Source organism: Amycolatopsis albidoflavus, from assembly GCF_039525725.1.
In the GTDB taxonomy this organism is placed as follows: Bacteria; Actinomycetota; Actinomycetes; order Mycobacteriales; family Pseudonocardiaceae; genus Amycolatopsis; species Amycolatopsis albidoflava.
Genome location: NZ_BAAAHV010000027.1, coordinates 93,342 through 111,127, shown reverse-complemented (window position 1 = coordinate 111,127; position 17,786 = coordinate 93,342). Strand labels below are relative to the sequence as shown.

The following is a 17,786-nucleotide window of genomic DNA, read 5'->3' as shown; positions in this document are numbered from 1 at the left end:
CGTCAGGCCTCCGGATCCGCGACGAAGGTCTGCCGCATTTCGCCGAGGCCTTCGATCCGGCTGACCAGCTCTTCCCCGGCTCGCAGGAATCGCTGCGGCGTACGGCCGACGCCGACCCCGGACGGTGTTCCGGTGAAGACGAGATCGCCCGGGTACAAGGTGATGGTGCGGGACAGCGCGGAAATCAGCTTCGCGACCGGGAAGATCATCTCGCGCGTGCGGCCGTCCTGCACGGTCTCGCCGTCGACCGCGCACGACAGCGCCAGGTCGTCTCGATCCGCCAGTTCGTCCGGCGTGACCAGCCACGGTCCGACCGGCGCGAAGTTCGGGAAAGACTTCCCCAGGCCGAATTGCGGAGCCGGGCCCGCCAGCTGCGAGACGCGCTCGGAAAGGTCCTGCCCGATCGTCACGCCGGCGATGTGGTCCCACGCCTCGGATTCCTCGACCCGGTGGGCGGTCCGGCCGATGACCGCGACCAGTTCCACCTCCCAGTCCACCTTGCCGCCGGGCGGCAGCACGACCTCGGTGTCGGGACCGGTCAGCGCGGAAACGAATTTGGCGAACACCGGGGGAAGACCGTCCGGCGCGGCGAACCCGGACTCCGCGGCGTGGGCGTCGTAGTTGAGGCCGATCGCGACGATCTGCCGCGGGGCGGGGGAGGGCGGACCGAGCTGGGCACGGGTGAAGACGACGTCGGGTTCGGCGGTGAGTTTCTTCGCCCAGGCCCGGAATTCGGTCCAGTTCTGATAGGCGGAACCGAGGCCGAAAAGGCCGCCCGACGCTTTCGGGACGTCGATTCCCTTGTCCTCGGCGGTCAGCAGGACGGCCCGGCCGTCCACATTGGCCAGTTTCACGGTTTTCTCCTCAGAAACAGAGCGTCAGATTGGTTCGCACCGGCAGCGGGAGGCTGACGACGAGGTCGTTCCCCTCGCGCCGGGTGTGCAGGCCGGGGGTGCCCGTCCCGGCGGAATCGGCGGCGAACACGTCGCCGCGGAAGAGCTTCCAGGGCGCCTCGGCATTGCTGATCCGCAATGTCACGTCGGCGGGTTTTCCGGCGACCGGGCGCAAAGTCAGTGCCAGCAGCGCCTTCTCCCGGTCGTACCAGGCGCGCAGCATCTCGGCCGTGCCGTCGATCCGGGTCACCCGGGGCTCGCGGAAATGCTCGGCGGTCCAGGGATCGTGGTACATCTTCCACAGCCCGTCCGGGACGTTCAGCCGGGCGTAGCCGAGCATCGCGTTCCCGGTCAGCCGGTCCATGAAGATCAGGTTGCCGTTCTCGTCGAACGAACGGTCCTGACGCGGGTAGAACAGGCCGCCGTTCTCCCAGGTCGGGTTCAGGTAGGCGTCGGCGTAGCCGAGCAGGCCGCGCAGGTTCTCCTGGTCGCCGACCTCCGCCATGCACCCTGCGACGTAACCGAAAGCCGGGGCGCGCCAGGTGAAGTCCAGGTCGCGGGTGAACTCCGGTTCGCGGCCGGCTGCGCGGGCTTTGCGGGCCTCCAGTGCCGCAGTCGGCTCGGCGAGGGTGACCAGGCCGTCCGGGGTGCGCCGGATTTCGTCGCGGATCTGGTCCGGGTAGAGCCGGTGCACCAGGTCGCGGCTCCAGGCGTTCAGGTTCAGCGCCGTCCAGGCGTTGCCGCCGCCCTCCAGCGGCATTTCCGGGCGGTCCTGCTCGACCAGCCAGAGCCGCCAGTACTCGCCGTATTCGTTCAGGATTCCCCGCTTGTCCCACGCCGCCTGGTAGGCCTGGGTGACCTCATCGGCGACCGACGTGCCCTTGCGCAGGTCGAGGAACCGGAACCCGAGGATCGGGAACTGGTTGCAGACGAGGAAAAGGCAGTTGGGTTCGCAGACGATGCCGTACCAGCCTTGTTCGGCCATCTGCCAGTACAGGTTGTCGGCGAGCGAGCTGAGCGAGTACTCGTAGACTTCCGGGCCGAGTCCCTGGAACAGCGGGTCCCAGCGGAAGGAAAGCGCGCCGTCGCGGTCGTACTGGTCGCTGTCGAAAAGCATGCTGTGCATGCCGAGGATCGCGAAGAACCGGCCGCTGTACATGATGTTTTCTTTGAACACCGGATCGCGCCAGCCCTCGCGCAATTCCGTGATATCCGGATTGTTGCGGATGCTGCCCCGGCTGGTTTCGCGCCAGTACGCCCACACTTCCGGAAGCTGCATTTTCCGGATGATCTCTTCGAAGGCCGGACGGAACGCGCCGGGGGCGGCCGGAAGATGGTGGAAATGCGCGAAACCCAGGGTGTAGGCCATCTGGGTGAGCTGGTAGCGGTAAGCGTCGGTCCATTCCTGGCCCCACAGCATGCTGCCCATGTTCGCCCACTCGTTGTCCTGCTGGGCGACCAGATTGCGCACGTGCTGGACGTGTCCCGCTTGGAAGTCGTCGAGCGCGGGATACCCCGAGATGTCCGGTGCGGCGAGCATCACCGCACCGCCGGGAAAGCCTGGACAGCGGCGGCGATTTCCTTGCTGTCCACCGTGTCCGCGAAGTGCGTGAGGTAGTCGCCTTCAGGTCCCATGAGGAAGGTGAACGCGCTGTGCGGCATCCGGTAGCCGTCCGGGTCGTCGACGCGACGGGCGTGCACGTGATACGCCTTCTTCATCGACTCGATTTCCTCGGCGGGCCCGGTCAACCCGGTGATCCGCGGGTGCCGCGCGGCCAGAAAAGCGTGCAGGACCTCCGGAGTGTCGCGTTCCGGATCGACCGTCACGTAAAGGGCCCGCACGCTATTCGCGAGTTCGCCGAGTTCTTCGAGTGCCTGGTCGATCCGGGCCAGCGCGGGCGGACACACGGTCTGGCAATGCGTGAAGCCGAAAAAGACGATCAGGTATTTGCCGAAATAGGAACGCTCGGTGACCGCGGCGCCGGAATCGTCGATCAGCCGGAAACTTCCGCCGACTGTCGGAACCGGGCGCACAATGGTCGCCGAACCGGAACCGGGAGGGGTGCAGCAGGAGGAATTCATTTCCATGACTCCAAGCTAGGAGCCATGGCCATGCCCGTCCAATGCCGCGTTGGCGCTCGGCTATGTCGGTTGGGTATAGCCGATGGTCTTGCGGATCTCGGCCGCCGCCTCGTCCAGTTTCCGCGTCATCAGCAGCATTGTCGGGGTGAGCCGCCTGCCCGCGGGCAGCGTGACGCCGACCGATTCCACGATGCCGAGGTCGATCGGCAGCGCGGCCAGGCCCGGTTCGGTTTCGGCGACCAGCTGCGGCATCACGACCAGGGTGTCGGTCTCGAGCGCGATGGCGCGCACGGCCAGGAACGAACCGCATTCGATGCGATTGGCCGGGGTCGAGAGGCCGCGGCCGAGGAGGTGTTCTTCCAGCTGGCGCCGCTGCGGGTTGTCGGCGGGCGGCAGCGACCAGAGTTCGCCGATCAGATCGGCGATCGTGAGCCCGGGCCGCTGGTGCGCGGGATGCTCGCTGCGGGCCACCACGCGGGCGGGTTCGTAGTAGAGGTGGTGCTGGCGAAGCCGGTCGTTATTGGCGGGTTCGAGGGTGCCGACGACGAGGTCGATGTCGCCCGCGAGCAGCGCCTCGTACAGCGCTTCCGGGCCGCCGTGCCGGATGATCACGGTCAGGTCGGGGGCGACGGCTTTCACGCGCGCGACCGCGCGGGGCAGCAGCACGCTCGCCCCGGCGAGGAAGGCACCGATCGTGACGGTGCCGGCGTGGCCGTCGACCAGCTCTTCGAGATGCCGCCCGGCCTGGCGGAGTTCGGCGAGCACTGCGCGGGCGTGGTCGACGAACACCTCGCCGAACAGCGTCGCCGTCATCCCGCGCGGGCCGCGTTCGAACAGTTCGACCTTGAGGATCGACTCGAGTTCGCGCAGCCCGCGGGTCAGCACCGGCTGGGTGATGTGCAGCCGCTCGCCCGCGGCGACCAGCGATCCGTGCTCAGCGATGGCCACGACGTACCGCAGATGCCGCAGCTTGAGCCTGCCGTCGGCGAGATCGGTCATCCGGAACGCTCGGCTGTTCGCATGCGCCCGATTCTGCCGGTCCGCTCAATGGTGGCCGCCCACCGGCACGACGAAGCTGACGGTTTTGCTGTCCAAGACCTTGTGCGTCGGGTCGGCGAGCCCGATCCACACCTTGTGCGGGCCGGGCGGCAGCGCCTGGATGATCAGCGGTTCGCCGCTGCCGTCGGCCCAGTGCCAGGGCGCGTCGTCGACCGTGACGTGGATGTGGCCGATGCGCGGGGAGACGTCGAGCGCGGCTGGGCCGTAGACCGGGACGATGCGGAGGTTTTCCGCCCGGTAGCGCAGGACGACCAGGCCTTTCGCGAGTTGTTCCGGCAGCGGCGCGTCGACGACGAGTGCGGGCGGCGGCTGGGACGGCAGCGGGACGACGGGTGCGGGCGGCCAGCCCGAAGCCGCGGCCGGAGGAGGGCCGGCGGGAGGAGAGGTGGCGGGCGGAGGGGCCGCGGAGGCAGAGCAGGCAGTCGCCAGCAGGACAGCTGAACCGAGAGCCAAGGTGCGAAAGAAGCGAGGCATAGCAAGAAAACTAGGTCGCTGTTGATCATCTTCGCGTCGGTCGGATGACTGCATTGCCGTACGTCGCGAGGGAAGTGCCGTGCGTGCCGCTGGGGTCGGCACGCACGGCACAGGTCAGCGGCAGCGGTAGCTGGACGCGACGGCCGGGTCGCCGTAGCCCTGGTACCGCGAGACTCGCGGGTACGCGCACAGGTCGCGGGTCTGCTTCCCGTCCGCGGTCGAGGCCGCCAAGGTGGCCGGCGCCTTACCGTGTTCGACCCAATCGACCAGCGCGCCGAGCGGGTTGGTCGGCGCCGCGCCCGTCCCGCCGCCGCAGTGTTCGACGCCGGGAGCCAGGAACAGCCGGTAGAAGTCGTTCACCCGGTGGGAGCCGCCCATCGCCTGTTCGACCTCGGCGCGGTAGCGCAGCGTGCCGCCGGGCGGGATGAGCTGGTCGTCCGAGCCGACGAAGGTCAGCAGCTTGCCGCCGGTCCGGCGGAAGGCCGACAAGTCCGGGTCAGCGGTGCCGATGACGTCGTCGTACTCGCGCACCGACTGGCGGAACACCTGCGCGTACTGGGCGTAGGTGAGCTTCGAAGTGTCGAAATCGGCCTGTTTGGCGACGAACGACTGCACCCATTTGACCGCCACCGGGAACCCGGGCGCGGACGGGGTGTCGTCGATGCCGGCCAGCCAGGTGAAATCGGCGCCCTTCGGGAGGCCGTCCCACAGCTTCCGGCCGCGTTCGTCGGTCGGCCCGGCCCAGATCTTGCGCACGACGTCGGCGTCCTTGGCCGTGACGATGACCTCCTTGCCGTCGCAGAGGACCTTCGTGCCGATCAGGGAGCGCGGGTCGTAGCTGCACTCGTCCGGCCGGTCGACGATGCCGTTGCGGACGCCGTCGTTCGCGTCGCACGCCTTGACCGCGGCCTGCCGGAACGCGCTGAAGACGCAGGGGCTCGGGAAATCGTGCTCCTGGTTCATCACGATCTGCGGCCAGAGCGTCGCGACCGCGAACTGCGTCCAGTGGACCGCGGGCGCGTTCGCCAGGATGCCGTCGAAGTCGCCGGGGTAGTTCTGCGCCTCGGAGTAGCCCTGGCGGCCGCCGGTCGAGCAGCCGTTCCAGTACGAATAGGTCACCGGCCGGTGATAGAACCGCTGCGTGACGTCCTTGCCGACCAGCGCGGCCTCGTGCACCGAGCGGGTCGCGAAGTTCGTCAGCAGCGGCCGGTTGACCTTGCCGGGCGCGGTCAGTGCCCACGAGGAGTCGAGCCCGGTCAGCACGCCGGCGTCAGTGGTCACGCCCGCGTAGCCGTCCTTGGCGGCCTGGGCCAGCGGTGCGCCGAAGTCGCCGGCGGCGTACGCGCTGCCGCCGACCGCCTGGAGCCGGCCGGTCCACCCGGTCTGCGGCAATGCCACGGCGACCTTGACGTGGTCATTGGCCCCGGGGTGGGTGAGCGTGACGGTGATTTCGCAGTAGCCGGGCTTCGGCTCAGCTTGCACCGATTCGATCTTCGCCCCGCTGGGCGCGGTGGCGGGGACGGTGGCGCAGGCGGTGGTCTCCGCCGCGGCGGCGCTGGGCGCGAGCTGGGTGACGGTCGTCACCAGCAGCGCCGCGAGCGGCAACGCCGAGAAAAGTGTTCGGGTGCGTCTCATCGCTTTCCTTTGTGGAGGGTCGCTTTCGGCTGAAACTAAGCCGCTCGCGGCCGTCTTCGCGCCCGTCGGACGACGCCGTCGACGTACGTCGGCTCCCGGTATCGTCAGGGATCATGACGCTGCACGGACGGGACGCCGAGCTCAAGGAGCTGACCGAACTGGTCGACGGCCCGGAAGGACGCGTCGGCGTCCTCATCCGCGGCGAGGCCGGCATCGGGAAGTCCGCGCTCGTCGCCGCTGCAACGGCCGCGGCTTCGGTCGCGGGAATGCGGGTGCTGCGGACGACCGGTGCCGAGGCCGAGCAGGACCTCGCCTACGCCGGGCTGCACCAGTTGCTGCACCCCGTCCGCGCGGGCTTCGCCGAGCTGCCCGCGCCGCAGCGGACCGCTCTGGAAACCGCGCTCGGGCTCGCGGACGGGCCGGAACCCAGCGGGTATCTGGTCGGGCTCGCCGCGTTGACGCTGCTGGCCGATGCCGCCGCCGCGAAGCCGGTGCTGGTCGTCGCCGAGGACGTCCATTGGCTGGATCGCGCCAGCGCGGACGTCCTGGCCTTCGTCGCCCGGCGCGTCGAGACCGAACCGGTCGCGCTGCTCGCCACGCTCCGGGACGATTCCGGTCCGCTGCTCGACGCCGGTCTCTCGCCGATGCCGCTCGGCCGCCTCACCGACGACGCCGCTGCCGAATTGCTGGACTCGGTGGCACCGAGGCTCGACCCGCTGGTCCGGACGCGGCTGCTCGCCGAGTCCGCCGGCCATCCGCTCGCGCTGACCGAACTTCCGTCCGCGGTGGCCGACCTCGACGTCTTCGACCCGGTCCTGCCGCTGACCGAACGGCTTGAGCGGACATTCGCGTCCCGGGTCGCGACGCTGCCGGAAGCCACCCGAGCCGCCCTGCTGGTCGCGGCGCTCAACGAGGCCGGTTCGATCGCCGAAACCCTTGCCGCGACGGGGATTTTGCTCGGCACGCCGGTCGAGCCCGAGGTGCTCAGCCCCGCTGTCGACGCCCGGCTGGTCGAGTTCGCGGTCGGCTGCGTGACCTTCCGGCACCCGTTGATGCGCTCGGCCATTCCCGCCGCCGCGACGCTCGGCGACCGTCGGCGGGCGCAGCTCGCGTTGGCCGAGACGGTGCGCGAACAGCCTGATCGGCGAGCCTGGCATCAAGCCCGGGCGGCATCCGGTCCGGACGAAACCGTGGCCGCGGCCTTGGAATCGGCGGCCGATCGCGCTCGCCGGAGAGGCGGGGCCGCCGCCGCGATCGCCGCGCTGGAGCAGGCGGCGCGGCTCAGCGAAGACCCGGACGCACGGGCGGATCGGTTGCTGCGAGCCGCCGAGCTGGCGGTCGAATCGGGCCGCCGCGAGACCGCCGAACGCTTGGTGCGCGACGAGTCGTTTTCCCCACGCCGCAAGGCGACCGCGAGCCAGGTGCTCAGCGCTTTCGAGGACGGCGTCCGCGAGGATCCCTCGCGGATCGGGGAGCTGGCGGCCCTCGCCGAGTCCCTCGCCGAATCTGCCGCCGATGGACAGGACGACGCGGCGATGCGGATCTTGTGGGGTGCCGCGATGCGGTGTTTCTGGGCCGAACCCGGCGCGACGGCCCGCCGGAAACTGCTGGACGTCGCCGCCAAGTTGCCCATTCCCGACGACGATCCGCGCCTGATCGCGGTCGCCGCGTACGTCGCGCCGTTCGAGCGGGGCACTGCGGTGCTGGAGCAGCTTCGGGTGCTCGCCGGCGCGGCCGGAGCTGACCCGGAAACCGACCGGTACCTGGGCAGCGCTTCCTTGCAGGTCGGCGCATTCGACCTGGCGGCCCGCTTTTCGACGGCCGCGGTGCCGGGCTTGCGGGCGCAAGGCAAGCTCGGGGTGTTGCCGCGTGCGTTGGCCGTCCAGGCGTGGAGCCGGGTCCGGCTCGGCGACCTGGCTGGTGCCGCGCCCTCGGCCGCCGAAGCCGTCCGGCTCGCGCGGGAGACGGGCCAGCCGTTCATGGGCGGGCTGGCGCTCGCGGTCCAGGCCGAGATCGCGGCTTTGCGCGGCGACCACAAGCAGGCCACCGCACTCGCGGACGAGGCCGAGCGCGCGGGGCTCGCCGCGGGTGCGCGTCCGGTGCTGGCCACGGTCCAGCTCGCGCGCGGGCTCGTGGGGTTGAGCGAAGGCCGGTACGAGGACGCGTTCGCCGACTTGCGCCGTCTGCTCGATCCCGCGGATCCGGCTTATCAGCTGGCCTTGCGCGCGTACTGCGTCGCGGAGCTGACCGAGGCCGCCGTGCGGGCCGGGCAGACCGAAGCGATGCGGGAAATCCTGGCCGAGCTGGAGCCGTTGGCCGCGTCGACGTCAGCCCCGGCGTTGCACATCGGGCTCCGGTACGCGCGGGCCGTGCTCGCGCCGAAGGAAACCGCGGAAGACCTGTTCACGGCTGCTTTGCAGGCGGACTTGAGCGGCTGGCCCGCCGAACGCGGGCGGGTTCATCTGGCGTTCGGCGAGTGGCTGCGACGGCAGCGCCGGGTCGTCGAATCCCGCGCGCACCTGCGGACCGCGCGGGAGACTTTCGACGCGCTCGGCCTGACGGCGTGGGCCGAGCGGGCGCGGCGCGAACTGCGCAGCGCGGGGGAGTCGAGCCCGAACCGGAGCCCGGATGCCCGGGACAAGCTGACTCCGCACGAGCTGAGCATCGCGCAGCTGGCCGCCGAGGGGCTGACGAACCGGGAGATCGGGCAGCGGCTCTATCTTTCGCACCGGACCGTCGGGACCCACCTGCACCGGATCTTCCCGAAGCTCGGCGTCAGTTCTCGTGCCGAATTGGCTGGTGCGGTGCGGGCTCTGGGCGACTGACTTACGCCGGTTGCGTCATCCGACGGGCGCGGGCGGCGGCCGGGCTCCTTAGCGTCGAGGCCGTCCCACGGTCTCGCGCACAGGAGTTCAGATGATCAGCAGGAGACGATTCACCCAGGCGTTCGCGGCCGGTCTGGCGGCGACCTCTCTCGCTGCCTGCTCCTCGCCCGCCGCGTCGCAGCCCGCCGTCGCGCAGCCCGCCGCCGGAGCGGATTTGCGGGCGGGCTCTGGCGAGCACACCTCGCTGGGCACGATCAAGCACGCCGACGCCGGTCTCGTTTCGATGGCTTACGCGGAATTCGGTCCGGCTGACGGCAAGCCGGTGCTGCTGTTGCACGGCTGGCCGTACGACCCGTACAGCTACGCCGACGTCGCGCCTCTGCTTGCCGCGCAAGGGTTCCGGGTGATCGTCCCGTTCCTGCGCGGGTTCGGATCGACGGTGTTCAAGTCGGCCAGTACTGTCCGAAATGGACAGCAGACCGCTATCGCGCAGGACGTCGTCGCGCTGATGGACACGTTGAAGATCGACAAAGCGATTCTCGGCGGCTACGACTGGGGTTCCCGGACGGCCGCGGTGATCGCGGCGCTGTGGCCGCAGCGGTGCCAGGCGGTTGTCCCGGTGAGCGGGTACATCGTCGCCAACCTCAAGGCCAACCTTCAGCCGCTGCCCCCGGCCGCGGAACTGGGCTGGTGGTACCAGTATTACTTCGCGACCGAACGCGGCCGCGCCGGCTACGCGGCGAACCGCCACGATTTCACCAAGCTGATCTGGAAGACGGCGTCGCCGACCTGGCACTTCGACGACGCGACATTCGACCGCAGTGCCGCGGCGTTCGACAACCCGGACCACGTCGCGATCGTCATCCACAACTACCGCTGGCGGCTCAGCCTCGCTCCGGGCGAGCCGCAGTACGAGGCGTACGAACAGAAACTCGCGGCGGGCGCGACCATCGGCGTTCCGGCGATCACGCTGGCCAGCGACTTCGACGGCGCGGCCAAGGACGGCAAGGCTTACCGCGCCAAGTTCACCGGGAAGTACGAGCACCGGATCCTGGACGGGATCGGGCACAACGTGCCGCAGGAGGCACCGCGGCCGTTCGCGCAGGCGATCGCGGACGCGGCCAAGCTCTGACGATTCATCGAAGTTTGATCGGAAGCGGATATGTTGCGCATTCCTCTCGCCGGAAACTGCTGTGCCCGTTCAGGAATCGGCAAGCCCGGCGACCTTCGACGCGAGGAGTGCGATGAGACGCAAAGCTTTCGGAGCCGTCGCGATGGCTGTGGCGGCGGCCTTGACCGGGCTGGCCAGTCCGGCTTCGGCGGAGACTCCGGCGGAGATCCTCCAAGCCGGAGCCCAGGGCGGGGTCAGCGCGGGATATCCCGGCGTGATCGGCCTGGTCCGGAACGGCGAAACCGCGCAATACATCCACGCCGGATACGGAAATCTCACCACCAAGACCCCGGCTGACCCGAAAGCGCAGTTCCGGATCGGCAGCGACACCAAGGCGTTCACCGCGGCCGTCCTGCTGCAGCTGGAAGCCGAGGGCAGGCTCTCCCTCGACGACCCGCTCGCCCGCTGGCTGCCCGGCGCGGTGAACGCCAACGGGAACGACGGCACGAAGATCACCGTCCGCCAGGTGCTGCACCAGACCTCCGGCCTGCCGGACTACGCGGGAGACCTCCGGTTCCTCGGCCCCTACGTCGCGAACACCAACCCCCGTCAGGCATGGCCGCCGCAGACGCTGGTGGACATCGCGACGTCGCACCCGTCGCTGGGCACCTCGTTCCACTACTCGAACACCAACTACGTGGTCGCCGGCATGGTGATCAAGGCGGTGACCGGGGACGAACCGGCGGCGGAGATCCAGAAGCGCATCATCGAGCCGCTCGGCTTGAGCGGCACTTCCTTCCCGACCGCTGATCCCGGCTTGGCCGGCAACTATCTGAACGGCTACTACATCGCGCTCGGCGCGTTCTACAACGACGTCACGGTCTCCAACGTGCAAGCGTTCGGCACCGCTGGCGCCATTGTGTCCACAGAGGACGATCTGGCGACCTTCGAACGCGCGCTGCTGAGCGGAAAACTCCTGCCGCCGCAGCAGCAGGCCGAGCTGAAGACGACAGTGCCGACCGACAACGCGGGCAACCAATACGGGCTGGGAATCGGCCTGTCGCCGACGGCCTGCGGCCCGGTCTGGAATCACAGCGGCGGGGTGCTCGGCTACTACAACCTGTGGCTGACCAGCGACGACGGCAGCAAGCAGGTGCTGGTCGCGGCCAACGAGAACCATCTGGCGGGAGCCGCGACGCGGGGACAGACCACGCTCGGCAACGCGGCGCTCAAGGCCTATTGCGCGTCCTGACGCGGCGGTGATGCGACGGTGACGCACGCGGCCGATCCTGGGGGCTGAAGCCGTAGCCAGGCGATCGGAAGCGAGGCGCGGTATGCGGGCTCACGACCACCGTCCGACGAGGCGGAAGCCTGATCCGGTAGCCCAGGTCGCGCCGGACGAAGTCCACGAGACGCCGGCCGCCGTCTCGACGGACTTCAGCCAGATCCCGGCGCGCTCGTCCGGGACGCCGCTGCCGTCCGAGGTGCGGCACCGGCTGGAAGGCCGGTGGGGCGAGGACCTCAGCGGTGTCCGGGTGCACACCGGTCCCGACGCGGCCCGCTCCGCCCGGGACCTGGACGCGGTCGCGTACACCTCGGGCGAGGACATCGTCGTCGCCGGCACTCCCGACGAACCCCTCCTGACGCACGAGGCGGCCCACGTGGTGCAGCAGCGGCACGCGAGCCGCCTCGTGCCGGGGGTCAGTTCCCCCGGGGACCCGGCCGAGCGGGCGGCCGACGCGGGGTCGGCGGTGCCCGGCGGTCCGGTCGCGGCGATCCAGCGGCAGGCCGACCGCACCAGCGAGAAGCCGGGCGTGCCGGTCGGCAAGGTCGAGAAGGCGCTCGCCGAATACCTGACTGAGGTACAGCGTGTCCAGGGTGGCCAGACCCTGCACAACACCGACGAGGTGAAGTCCGCGATCCTGAAGCTGTTCGTCGGCGATGCGTTGAAGATGGCGTCGGTTCAGGCGTGGTTGTCCGGGCCGGTGTCCGGCACGCCGGCCGTCCTCGCGCACGAGGTCGCCAAGAAGCTGCCGTCCGTCGTTCCGGAGAATCGGGCGACGCATTTGGGTATCTCTCCGGCGAAGGCCGACCCGGACAAACAGCCGAAGAACGCGGGCGAGGCGGTCGGCGCCGTGGTCGTCGATTCGACTCTCACGCCGATCCTCCGCCGGTTAGGGCTGTCCGACAGCCTGCGGAAGCTCGTCGTGGACGGCGCCAAGTCGGCGGTCGTGTCGGGAATACTCAAGCTTGTCGACGTGGCGATGGATCAGGCACATCTCAAGCCCGAGGAGCAGGGCTCCATCCACAGCCTCGTGGAGGGATGGATCAACCAGCAGCCGGGCAAGGCGATGGAACGTCAGCAGGAGGGCGCGGGCAGCCCGTACGCCCAGGCCGTGCCGCCGTCCGTCGCGCCGCCGGTTCCGTCCGCGCCCGGCGAGAAGATCATCCCGGGCCCGTCGGTCACATTCGACTTCTCTCCGTCGCGGGACGCGCCCAAGCCGAACCTCAAGCCGGCTGGGCCGAGCAAGGCCGTCTTGGACGCCGCCCGGAGGCTCGACCCGCTGTTGCTGACGCCGCCGGAGGTGCGCGGCACCGAGCGGGCCGGGGACTACGACCTGGCGAGCGACTTCGCTCTCCACGTCGCGTCGCTTCTCGACGACGCGCAGAAGAACAATCGATCCGGTGTGGACCTGAGTCTCCCGGTCAGTTATCGGCTGGCGAAAGACCGCGCCGCGATGTTCCAGGCGATCAGGACGATCTTCTTCGCGATGCGCGACGCTCTGCCGCGCCGCGTCAGCCAGGTCATCCAGATTCGGGTGCTGGTGGAGGGGCGTCAGTTCTTCACTTTCGAGCTGCACTAGCCGGACTGATCCGCGGGCGGCGTGCCGGTCAGCGGCACCTGTCCCGCGTGGATCCCCAGCACCAGGCCGCCGCCTCGAACTTTCTCGAAGTGACCTCGTGACAACGACTGGTCACGGATGGTTCACTATGTTAGGAAGTTTTCCTAATGAAGGCTGGAGGTCGCCCGGTCATGTCATCCTCCCGTAGGCGTTTCGCTGTGGTTGGCGCCGCTCTGGCGCTCGCCGTGCCGCTCGCTGTCAACTCCGCTCACGCGTCCACCGCGGACACCGCGGCCAAGTCGTACACGGCCGCGGAGGTGCTGGCCGGCGTCAAGAAGAACAGCACGAACGCGAACAAGGTCAATACCCAGCCGCACATCAACACCATGACGCGGGCCAAGAACGTCAACGTCTACCAGGTGGCGAAGGGCGTCTACGCCTACGGTTCCGGCCTGGCCGTCGACACCGACGGCAGTGACCCCGACCCCGATCCCGACCACCTGGGCACCACGACTTTCAAGGACAGCAACGGAAAGTCGCTCGGCGCGCACAAGGTGCCGTTCTACGTCCTCGGCGACGACTGTTACGACAAGAAGAGCCCGTGCCCGCACTTCTTCTACAAGGAGCACGGCATCAAGGGCAGGCAGTTCGCGCTGATGTTCTACAAGAGCAAGGTGATCGGCGCGATCTTCGGCGACACGCAGACCGCGAACGACCAGGACACTTCGGACAACGACTCCCGCGAGTTGGGCGAAGCGTCGGTGAAGGCGGCTTCGCTGCTCGGAATCAACAGCAGCGGAACTGACGGCGGCGTCGACAACGGCGTGACCGTGGTGATGTTCTCCGGCTCGGACTGGGTTGTCAACGGCACCAACGCCAACCTGAACGCCGCGGCCCAGGGCATGGTCAACAAGGCGCTGGACACGCTCGGCGCGAGCATGGGTATCTAGTCTTCGAAAACTGATGCGGTCACTGCCGAAGCTGGCAGTGACCGCATTCAGCGTGTTTGCCGTTCGACGTAGGCCGCCAGTTTGTCCAGGTATTGCACCGTTTCCCGGTCCGGCAGGGGCGGCAGCGTGAACGTCACCCGGTCTACTCCGGCTTCGGCGTACGCCGCGATGTCAGAGTCCAATGTGGCTCCGCAGAGCGTGGTGCGGACGTCGGATCGGCCCTGGTCGGCCAGCCACGACGCGACGCGGCGCAGTTCCTCGACCGGAGTTTTCGCGCGGGGCATCCATTCGTCGCCGTAGCGGGCGAGCCGGTCGAGTGCGGCTGGGCTTTCGCCGCCGATGGCGATGGGCGGGTGCGGGCGTTGCGCGGGTTTCGGCCAGGAGCAGACCGGATCGAAGTCGACGTGTTCGCCGTGGAATTCGGCCTCGTCGGCGGTCCAGATCGCTTTGAGCGCGGCGAGTTTCTCGTTCAGCAGCGGGCCGCGGCGGCGCGGTTCGACGCCGTGGTTGCGCATTTCCTCGCGGTTCCATCCGACGCCGACTCCAAACAGGACCCGGCCGCCGGAAAGGACGTCGAGCGTCGCGACTTCTTTCGCGGTCTGGAAGACGTCGCGCTGGGCTAGCAGGGCGACAGCGGTGCCGAGGGTGAGCGTGGTCGTGGCCGCGGAGGCGATGGCGAGGGCGACGAACGGGTCATAGGTACGGTAGTACTCGCGCGGCAGTTCGCCGCCGCCGGACCAGGGCGTCTCCCGTTTCGCCGGGATGTGCGAGTGTTCAGTGACGAGCAGCGTTTCGAAGCCGCGCTCTTCCAGTGCTCGGCCCAGCGCGTCAGGGCGGATGCTTTCGTCGGTTACGAAAGTGTTGACGCCGAACTTCATGCGTTCTCCTGCGGATAGGTGAGCGCGGGACGTAATTGTTCAATCAGGGCACCGACCTTCAAGACCGTCGAGTCCGCGAAACGGGATCCGACGACCTGGAGGCCGACTGGCAGGCCGCGCGACGTCCGTCCAATCGGGACACTGAGCGCGGGTTGCCGGGACAGGTTGAACGGGTAAGTGAAGGGCGTCCACTGTGGCCAGTCGGCCATCCCGCTGTCCGGCGGCACGTCGTGGCCCGCGGCGAAGGGTTCGATCGGCACGGTCGGCGTGAGCAGGACGTCGTAACGCGTGTGGAATTCGCCCATGGCGACGCCGAGCGCGGCGAGTTCGCTTTGCGCGTCGAGATAGTCGGCAGTCTCGTATCGGGCACCTCGTTCGATGAGCGTCTGCAGGCCCGGATCGAGCGGTGCCGTGCCGCCGTAGCGCCGGACGATGTGCGCGACGCCGACGGACCACAGTACGTCGAATGTGTCTGCCGGGTCCGGAAAAGAGGGGTCGGACTCCTCGACCTGTAAGCCCGCTTCGGCCAACGAGGCGACGGTTTCCGCGACGAGGGCGGCGATCTCCGGATGCACGTCCACGCGACCGAGCGCTGGTGAGAACGCGACCCTGATGGGGTCCGCTGTTTCGCCGATTGTCGGTGTCCAGGAGGGATCGCGGTGGTCCCGGGCGGCGAGGAGGTCGGTCAGCGCGGCGACGTCGGCTACCGAGCGGGCCAAAGGTCCGGCGTGTGCCAGGGTGCCCAGGACGCTCGGCGGGTGCATCGGGATGCGTCCGTGTGTCGGCTTGAAGCCCACGACGCCGCAGAACGCGGCCGGGATCCGGACCGAACCGGCCGCATCGGTGGCCACGGACACCGCGCCCATTCCCGCCCGGACCGCCACGCCGCTGCCGCCGCTCGATCCGCCTGCGGTGAGCCTCGGGTCCCACGGGTTGCGCGTGATGCCGTCGATGGGGTTGTCGGTGACGCCTTTCCAGCCGAGTTCTGAAGTCGTCGTCTTGCCGAGCAGGACCAGCCCGTTCGCGCGGAGTGCCGCCGCGGCGGGGCTGTCGGTGTCCCAACGCTGCGTCGGGTCGGTGCGACGCGAGCCGCGCAGCGTGGGCATATCTCGGGTGAGGAAGAGGTCCTTGATCGACGCGGGAACGCCGTCGAGCGGTCCCAGTGCGCGCCCGTCGACCCAGCGTTGTTCGCTCAAGGCCGCTTGCTTGAGCGCGCCTTCCTGGTCGACGTAAGCGAAAGCGCGGAGATCGACGTCGATCGCGTCCAGCGCCGCCGTTGTCGCTTCTACTGGAGAAAGATCGCCGGACGCGTAAGCGGCGCCGAGTTGTTCAGCCGTCCACTGGCTGAGGTGCGAGTTCATAGGGGCTCCGGGCGGGAGAGCGGTTCGGTGACGCGGCCGTACAATTCCGGTCTGCGGTCGCGGAAAATCGTGAGATATCGGCGCTGCGCTTTGAGATCTGCGCCCCGCAGCACTGCCCGGACGGCGTCCTCGCGGTCGTCGTCCGAGCGCGCCAGCACTTCACCGCTCGGGCCCGCGACGGCGCTTCGGCCGTAGAAGCGCTGCTCGTCATCAGTGCCAGTTCGGTTGCAGCCCAGGAAGAACACAGCGTTCTCCATCGCTCTCGTCGCACACCGCGAGACGATGCTGTCCGACGGAACCTTGCCCGGCTGCACCGCCGACGCCCACAGCGAGACGACGATCTCGGCACCCGCAAGGGTCTGCACGCGGGCCATTTCGGGGAACCGGACGTCGTAGCAAACGTTGAGCGCGAGCGTGCCGAGCGCAGTGGGGAACACGGAGATCTCATCGCCGGGAACGTAGTATTCCTTCTCGTCGCGGCACGGATGCACCTTGTGCTGGATGCCGACCACGTCGCCGGACGGACCGATCAGCACGGCGCTGTTGTAAAGCACCTCTGGTATCCGCGGATGCCGTTGTGACATACCAACTACGACGTGTGCACCACCACGGCGAGCGGCTTCGCCCAGCGCCTCCGTGGTCGGGCCGGGCACGAGTTCCGACGCGGCGTAGAGGCTCTCGGCATAGGCGTCGTCGCGCGCGGAGCGGACGTACCCGGTGTTGCTGAGCTCAGGGAAAACGATCAGCTCAGCCCCGTGCTCCTGTGCCTCGCGCTCGACGAACTCCGCCATCCGTTTAGCGTTGCCCGGGCAGTCCAGTACCGCCGAACTGAACTGCACCAGCGAAACGTGCACCTCGTCCTTCATCGGTGGTTCTCCGGATGCACGTCGCGCGCGAACTGCGGATTGCCCGCCAGCAGACCCCCGTCGACCGGCAGCAGGCTCCCGGTGATGAACGACGCCTCGTCCGAAGCCAGGAAGAGCGCAGCGGACGCGATGTCGTCGGGCACGCCGACCTGGCCGAGCGGATACCAGGTCGCGAGGCGGTCCAGGAGGTCCGGGTCGATCTTCTGCCGTTCCTTCCAGACGTCGGTGCGGAAAGTGCCGGGAACCAGCGCGTTCGCCCGGATCCCGAAGGGCGCGAACTCGACGGCCAGGTTGCGGGTCAGCGCTTCCACCCCGGCTTTCGCGGCGCTGTAGCCGGCCGCGCCGACGTGGGTGTGCGCGTTCACCGACGAGACGCTGATGATCACGCCGCGCCGTTGGTCGATCATCGTCGGCAGAACCTGCTGGGAACAGCGGAAAGCGCCTGTCAGCACGACGTCGAGGTCGCGTTGCCAGTCCTCGATGCGAGTGTCCAGAATGGACGCCGGATTGGACGTGAAGGCGTTGTTGACGAGGACGTCGATGCGGCCGTACGCGAATCTGGTGGCTTCGACCAGCGCGCGGACGTCGTCATCGCTGCGCACATCGGTCCTTGCCGCTAACGCTCGTCCGCCGTGTTCTTCCACCTCGGCGGCGGCTTGGCCGGCCGCCGCCTCGTCGCGGTCGGCGACCACCACGGCGGCGCCCTCGGCGGCGAAACGGCGGACCAGCGTCCGGCCCAGCCCAGAGCCACCGCCGCCGGTCACGATCACCACACGGTCTGCGAAACGCATTTCACCAACCCATCAAGG

15 protein-coding genes are annotated in these 17,786 nt (G+C 68.9%); 5 read left to right on the top strand and 10 right to left on the bottom strand.

Annotated elements, in window-relative coordinates; translation table 11 throughout:
* Positions 1-2: 2 nt before the first annotated feature.
* From ABD156_RS42115 to ABD156_RS42090, 6 genes are all read right to left on the bottom strand, one after another.
* On the bottom strand, positions 3-854 hold the full coding sequence (locus ABD156_RS42115) for a fumarylacetoacetate hydrolase family protein (protein WP_344286764.1): 852 nt from the start codon (positions 852-854) through the stop codon (positions 3-5).
* Positions 855-864: 10 nt separating this feature from the next.
* The gene (locus ABD156_RS42110; RefSeq protein WP_344286762.1) at positions 865-2,433 is read right to left on the bottom strand and encodes a linalool dehydratase/isomerase domain-containing protein; all 1,569 of its coding nucleotides are present in this window, start codon (positions 2,431-2,433) and stop codon (positions 865-867) included.
* Positions 2,433-2,981: an SCO family protein gene (locus ABD156_RS42105; RefSeq protein ID WP_344286760.1), complete on the bottom strand. Its 549-nt coding sequence runs from the start codon at positions 2,979-2,981 to the stop codon at positions 2,433-2,435. The genes ABD156_RS42110 and ABD156_RS42105 overlap by 1 nt, the downstream gene beginning before the upstream one ends.
* 54 nt (positions 2,982-3,035) lie before the next feature.
* The gene (locus tag ABD156_RS42100; RefSeq protein ID WP_344286758.1) at positions 3,036-3,974 is read right to left on the bottom strand and encodes a LysR substrate-binding domain-containing protein; all 939 of its coding nucleotides are present in this window, start codon (positions 3,972-3,974) and stop codon (positions 3,036-3,038) included.
* Between the two features lie 45 nt (positions 3,975-4,019).
* Positions 4,020-4,508, bottom strand: coding sequence for a DUF6130 family protein (locus ABD156_RS42095; RefSeq protein WP_344286756.1), 489 nt, complete (start codon positions 4,506-4,508; stop codon positions 4,020-4,022).
* Between the two features lie 114 nt (positions 4,509-4,622).
* Positions 4,623-6,143 (bottom strand): tannase/feruloyl esterase family alpha/beta hydrolase, encoded by a 1,521-nt coding sequence (locus ABD156_RS42090; RefSeq protein ID WP_344286754.1) that lies wholly within the window; start codon positions 6,141-6,143, stop codon positions 4,623-4,625.
* A 113-nt stretch (positions 6,144-6,256) separates the two neighbouring features.
* On the opposite strand from ABD156_RS42090, the gene ABD156_RS42085 reads away from it, so the two are divergent.
* The 5 genes from ABD156_RS42085 to ABD156_RS42065 all read left to right on the top strand — a co-directional run bounded on the left by ABD156_RS42085 (position 6,257) and on the right by ABD156_RS42065 (position 13,872).
* A complete protein-coding gene (locus ABD156_RS42085; RefSeq protein ID WP_344286752.1) occupies positions 6,257-8,968 on the top strand; it encodes a helix-turn-helix transcriptional regulator in 2,712 nt (903 codons plus the stop codon).
* Positions 8,969-9,059: 91 nt separating this feature from the next.
* Positions 9,060-10,100 (top strand): alpha/beta fold hydrolase, encoded by a 1,041-nt coding sequence (locus ABD156_RS42080; RefSeq protein ID WP_344286750.1) that lies wholly within the window; start codon positions 9,060-9,062, stop codon positions 10,098-10,100.
* A 112-nt stretch (positions 10,101-10,212) separates the two neighbouring features.
* Complete coding sequence (locus ABD156_RS42075; protein ID WP_344286748.1) at positions 10,213-11,331, top strand: serine hydrolase domain-containing protein; 1,119 nt, start codon at positions 10,213-10,215, stop codon at positions 11,329-11,331.
* Between the two features lie 82 nt (positions 11,332-11,413).
* Positions 11,414-12,943, top strand: coding sequence for an eCIS core domain-containing protein (locus tag ABD156_RS42070; RefSeq protein ID WP_344286746.1), 1,530 nt, complete (start codon positions 11,414-11,416; stop codon positions 12,941-12,943).
* A 197-nt stretch (positions 12,944-13,140) separates the two neighbouring features.
* Positions 13,141-13,872, top strand: a complete 732-nt coding sequence (locus ABD156_RS42065) for a glycoside hydrolase family 75 protein (protein ID WP_344286744.1) — start codon at positions 13,141-13,143, stop codon at positions 13,870-13,872.
* A 47-nt stretch (positions 13,873-13,919) separates the two neighbouring features.
* Here ABD156_RS42065 and ABD156_RS42060 read toward each other — a convergent pair whose 3' ends face one another.
* From ABD156_RS42060 to ABD156_RS42045, 4 genes are read right to left on the bottom strand one after another with little or no spacing between them, the layout of a single operon-like run.
* Entirely contained in the window at positions 13,920-14,750 is an 831-nt protein-coding gene (locus ABD156_RS42060) for an LLM class F420-dependent oxidoreductase (protein WP_344286742.1), read from the bottom strand.
* Positions 14,747-16,111: an amidase gene (locus ABD156_RS42055; RefSeq protein WP_344286740.1), complete on the bottom strand. Its 1,365-nt coding sequence runs from the start codon at positions 16,109-16,111 to the stop codon at positions 14,747-14,749. Before ABD156_RS42055 ends, ABD156_RS42060 begins: the two co-directional genes overlap by 4 nt.
* Positions 16,108-16,977: a carbon-nitrogen hydrolase family protein gene (locus tag ABD156_RS42050; protein WP_344286738.1), complete on the bottom strand. Its 870-nt coding sequence runs from the start codon at positions 16,975-16,977 to the stop codon at positions 16,108-16,110. The genes ABD156_RS42055 and ABD156_RS42050 overlap by 4 nt, the downstream gene beginning before the upstream one ends.
* Positions 16,974-17,768 carry an SDR family NAD(P)-dependent oxidoreductase gene (locus ABD156_RS42045; protein WP_344286736.1) on the bottom strand — a complete coding sequence of 265 codons (795 nt, stop codon included), beginning with the start codon at positions 17,766-17,768 and terminating at the stop codon, positions 16,974-16,976. Before ABD156_RS42045 ends, ABD156_RS42050 begins: the two co-directional genes overlap by 4 nt.
* Positions 17,769-17,786: the final 18 nt, after the last annotated feature.